A 4,723-nucleotide genomic window follows, 5' to 3' on the forward strand; every position below is an offset into this window, starting at 1 on the left:
TCCGATCTTCCACACTTTTTTTAACTGCTTCTATTTCTCCAAAATCTACTTGCACAGTTGCAATTTCAAATTCAACACCCAAAGCGGTGCTGACTTCGAGAATTTCTTGTTGTTTATTTAATCGGTAATAATCTTTGGCGTTAGTGTCTAATTCCCGCTCAAACTTTTGAATTTTACTATCAATAGTTTTTAATTTTAATCCAGCTTGTACTGCTAGTTGGTTAGTTTTTGTTAAATCGTTGCTAATTGAATCTAAATTGTCGAAAGTGCGGCTACTGACGAATTCATTCAGCTTGAGAATTGCTACTGCTCCAATTGCTGCAAGAATCCTAAGAATGCCGCCAACACGAGAGGCTTTATCTAAGACGGCACTACCTGGGACATTTTTAAAAAGTGCAGTTTGTATTTTTTCGGTTAGGTCAGTTGCTTTCTTCGTTGCATCTGCAATCTTTTTTGCATTAGCAGCAGTGCGCTTGAGCGCTTTCATTCTTTTAGCGGCTTCTTTAGCTCCGCTTTTGGTCATAAATTGAGAAGTTACACGCTTGACCCTTTTAGCTTCAAGTAACATTTTACCGGGCTGTCCATTAGCGTATTTTGAAAGTTTATAAGACCTCAATGCACTAGGAGATATTTGTTGAGAAACTACCATAACTAATTATTCATTTACAAAAAACTCGATATTTTTGCGATCGCTTTTTTTATGTCTTTATACTACGATTGCCATATCACACGGCAATACGGGGATTTTGAGATGAGTAAAGGAGGGCGGACTCGTACCACTTGGGGACAAGGTAGCGTCTGGCGCAGCAGGGAATTTAAAACGATCAGAGTACCAGTTGCCCTAGCTGATGAAATTATGGAATATGCCAAAGCTCTAGATGCTGGCATTGCCGTATCACACGGCAATACAGCCGAAATCATTCTTGATGCAATTGAGGGTTATATTGAATACAAACGCCTCAATTACCACCCTAACCAGAACTCAAAGCAACTCGACACCAGCACCCGCGCCTGGGACGAACTCCGAAAATTTCAAACGCTGGTGCAGGAGAATCCAGCCACTTTGGGCATCGGCGATACTTGTCGATCGCACTCTGGGGGATTATAATTAGCCGCTCAATTTTCTAAGTTGACTTGGCTCGAAGGGGCCATAACTTTCAGTGCCTACCCTGGTTTTCCCGTGAATCCAGATACCACCTGGGTGAACAGCGCTAATTGTAAATACTCTGTCAATGAATTTTTTGTGTTCACCCAAGACTGCCACCTCTTCACCAACCTTGAATTCTGGCAGAGGGTAAAGTTCAGACAAGTTGACCCGAATCTTATCTATAGGATTCTCAGCTTGGTAGACTTCGGCGAATGGCAGGGATTTAAAAAGCTTCCACACCATTACTTGTATATTGAGTCGCGCCAACCAGTAAATACCCTTTTCCTCAAAATCTGCTCGTTTCAGGGGAGAGGGGGGCAGGGTTTGTAGTACGTTGCTGTTGTCATCGAGGCGATCGCGATCGCCTTGGATCACCTCGTGATCACCTTGCGATCGCCTTACCGGATCACCTGCTGGATTGCTTGCTGTCTCTACGTTTCCGCCAAAGGTGATCAGGTGATCATCATTGATGCTGACTTTTTTTTCTAATTCGGGATTTGCTAAAACTGCATTTTCTGATGTACTTAGATGATCACCTTCAGAATTCTCTGAGGAGTTTTTGGCTGAAATACTCTCTGGACAATGGTTGGTATTGTGGTTGGTAAGGTGATCATCCAAGGTGATCATAGAGGTGATCACAGGTGATCCATTGTTTTTATACACGTTTTCGGTTTCGCTGTTGGAGTCTGACTGGTAAGCGTTTGAGTCACTTTCAGAGGTGATCCGCGTAGATGGTGTTATTGTTACGCTTGGTAACGAACTTTCTGTACTACAATTTTCGGACTCCCGGCTGATGTAATACAGTTTCTTTGTCCCGCTAAAGCTTCTCTCATCAAGGCTTACAAGCCCGTCCCTAGCTAATTGCGATAAGCAGCGTCTGGCGTTACCGGAGGTAGTTCCGATGTAGTGAGCTACTTCCTCAGCTTCAAATTTCTTGTTGGCGTTTTCTTGTAAAAATTTGATGATCCGGTCTTTGGTAGAGTTGTCTGGAGAACCCAATTCTTGACCCACTTCTTCTAATAAGGAGAAGCTGAAATCCTCTTCGTTGAAGAATAGGCGATAGCTTGCGGGGAATCGGCGCGATCGCGATTTCTCAATCGTGAGAATTTTCTCTTGCGGATTGGCGCTGGGGTTGGGGTCTTTCTCCAATTTGATCACTTCGGAGGCGGCGTTTCTAACAGCTGTCGTCCCCCTAGACCCTCCGTTTCTGTTGGTGTGGTGAATGATGACTACGGTTATCCCGGTTTCTGCCGCGAATTTGTTTAGCTCTAAAACCGCGCGGGAATATTCTGTTTTATTCTCGTCGTAAATTGAGTAACGCTGGGCGAAGGTTAGGGAGTCAATCATGATGACGTCCGGTTTAAATTCATCAGCGTCTTGGTAAAGGATAGACATAGCGTCTGTGTTCCAACCAAACCTGACCTCTGTATTTTGACGAACTTCAGTGCCTGGTTTAAACCCACGCTTATTTAGAGCTTGAAGCATATCGTGTTTTGATTCGTCACCTTGGTAGATCAGAACGCGGCGGCGATCGGCAGTGGCAGGAAAGCCATTCCAGTTTTTACCCTCGGCTATGCAGTACAGTAAGTCGTAAAGAAATTTGGTTTTACCAATGCCACCATCGGCGATTACCAGTGCTGTGGTTGCCTGTGGGAGCATTCCTCCTAAAAGCCATTTTCTTCCCTGTGTGCCTACTTCCTCTTCAAGCTCATCTAAACTTTTACGTGGCTCAACTGTGGCGCACAAATATTTCATATAAAGGTCTTCGAGGTCTTTAACTCTTCTGCCAGGGCTGGCATTAGCTAATTCTTGAAGCTTGTATAGTTTCAGACCAGGATTAGGCGTTTTGAGGTAAATGTTTTCCAGTTCTTTGATTAGCTGGTTGTAGTGCCACAGTTGATTTTCTTCTTTTGTTGGCGCTATAGGTGCTGAGATTATTTTCTCGACTTCGTTCTCAAGTGTTATACAAACATCTGTCCATTCTGTCTGAGTATCATAGGCTAAACTTATAACTTTATTAAGCGTCTTAATTGAATTTCTGCGTGCGGCAGCTGTGGTGATTTTGGCGGTTAAACTATCAATGGTAGCTCCGCTGACCATGATGTTGAGAGTGTTATCTAGTGTTGTTGTTGCAATATTCGCTAGTGTGCTTCTGCCGCCTATTTTGCCTAATAAATTATGGTCTGACAGCCAACTAGCAACATGAAGTATGTCTATTGGCTGACGTTTCTTGTAAAGTTTGAGACAGGCTTGGTAGATATCTTTGTATGCCCCGACATAAAAATGCTCTGGTCTTAATCTGTCTGCAATTCGACTCATTGCGTTCGGATTGTCCATTATCATACCAAGCACGTATATTTCTGCTTCGATGTTGTATGGTAATGTCCGGTTGTTATCAGGTTCAAAGCTCAGTTCTTCAGTGAAGGTATAAGGGACTGCTATCATTTTTCTGTCCCCCGATTAACTAGGCTTGAGTTATTTGATGTGGTAGAATATGGGAAAGAAAAGGCTATTCTATTGCCTAATCTTTTTAAGTTTTTTTTCATTGATTTTGGTTCACCAAGTTCTAAGTTGGTGAATTTTTTTTTTTTGCGTGTCATAATTTATTCTCCTTGTTACTATTCAAACATTGTTGGTACTTTTAACAATCTAATCTTCGTGGCGATGCCTGCGGCGGCAAGCTACGCACTCCGGTTTTAAGTGAGCCGATATCGCCACGAATAAAGCCGTCTACCTGCATAGGTAAACGGCTTTATTGGTTGTGTTTGTTGTTTCCGTTAGGCGACTCTAATGTCTCTGGGCTGGATACCAAGTTGTAAATTTCTTTCTCAAGTTCTTGGATAGCTACTTTAAAGCTTTCCTCTTCACCTTTAGTTTCGTCTAGCTTGCATTCTAATTGCTGTTCAAGTTTCTTGAGATGAGATAGATATCTACCCTCGATCAATTTGAGTCGCTCTAGGATTTTCCCAGGAGGAGTATCTCTGTATTTGTTTGTTCGCCCAGAGGAATTTTCCTTTGAGCTATTAGCCTGATTAGATCCGAACGGTTCATTCCCATCGATTCGGCTTGAAGCCTGAAGTCCTCCCAGTCCTTCTGACTGATTAGAAATGTTGCCCGCATTGAGTCTTCTGCTAGTTTCTTGGGTCTCGCCATTTACATACACCACAACAATACCCTCATTTTATTGTATGAATAAAACCTTTCTTTATATATGAACGAAATGCTTGACAGGTTTCATTCATATTATATACTAGCAATAGTTATATATGAAATAAACTAAGTTATACCACCCCAAACCAGGCAGAGATAGCAGCCTGCCAGCACTGAGCAAATACCAAAGACCTGCTAGGGGGAAACCGACAACCGATAACTGCATCCACCCGTAAGTTGTAGCGTCGCGGGGTTAGCAGTAAAAAGGCGATCGCCTCCCAAAGACGATCGCAAAAATCACCTGAAAGGAAATTAAATGACCAACAGCTTAACAGACATAGAACCAACTGACATCATCACCCACATCGAGCAGAACTTTAACCGCACCCAGGCGATCGGGTTAAATTGCCTAATCTTTCTAGCGCT

General features: G+C 42.9%; 4 protein-coding genes and 1 pseudogene. 1 reads left to right on the top strand and 4 read right to left on the bottom strand.

Translation table 11 applies throughout. The features are described from left to right. Positions 1-649, bottom strand: a pseudogene (locus LC605_RS30965) (hypothetical protein); the annotation flags it as partial. A 102-nt stretch (positions 650-751) separates the two neighbouring features. Here LC605_RS30965 and LC605_RS30970 point away from each other — a divergent pair. Then, complete coding sequence (locus LC605_RS30970) at positions 752-1,108, top strand: hypothetical protein (protein ID WP_229551239.1); 357 nt, start codon at positions 752-754, stop codon at positions 1,106-1,108. Here the strand turns inward: LC605_RS30970 and LC605_RS30975 are convergent, their stop codons facing one another. The 3 genes from LC605_RS30975 to LC605_RS30985 all read right to left on the bottom strand — a co-directional run bounded on the left by LC605_RS30975 (position 1,109) and on the right by LC605_RS30985 (position 4,313). Continuing rightward, positions 1,109-3,592: a DnaB-like helicase N-terminal domain-containing protein gene (locus LC605_RS30975; RefSeq protein WP_229551240.1), complete on the bottom strand. Its 2,484-nt coding sequence runs from the start codon at positions 3,590-3,592 to the stop codon at positions 1,109-1,111. After that, positions 3,589-3,747 carry a hypothetical protein gene (locus LC605_RS30980; RefSeq protein WP_229551241.1) on the bottom strand — a complete coding sequence of 53 codons (159 nt, stop codon included), beginning with the start codon at positions 3,745-3,747 and terminating at the stop codon, positions 3,589-3,591. The genes LC605_RS30975 and LC605_RS30980 overlap by 4 nt, the downstream gene beginning before the upstream one ends. Before the next feature lie 152 nt (positions 3,748-3,899). Next, on the bottom strand, positions 3,900-4,313 hold the full coding sequence (locus LC605_RS30985; RefSeq protein ID WP_229551242.1) for a hypothetical protein: 414 nt from the start codon (positions 4,311-4,313) through the stop codon (positions 3,900-3,902). Between the last annotated feature and the right edge of the window lie 410 nt (positions 4,314-4,723).

It is taken from the genome of Nostoc sp. CHAB 5836 (genome assembly GCF_020829445.1).
Lineage (GTDB): Bacteria > Cyanobacteriota > Cyanobacteriia > Cyanobacteriales > Nostocaceae > Nostoc.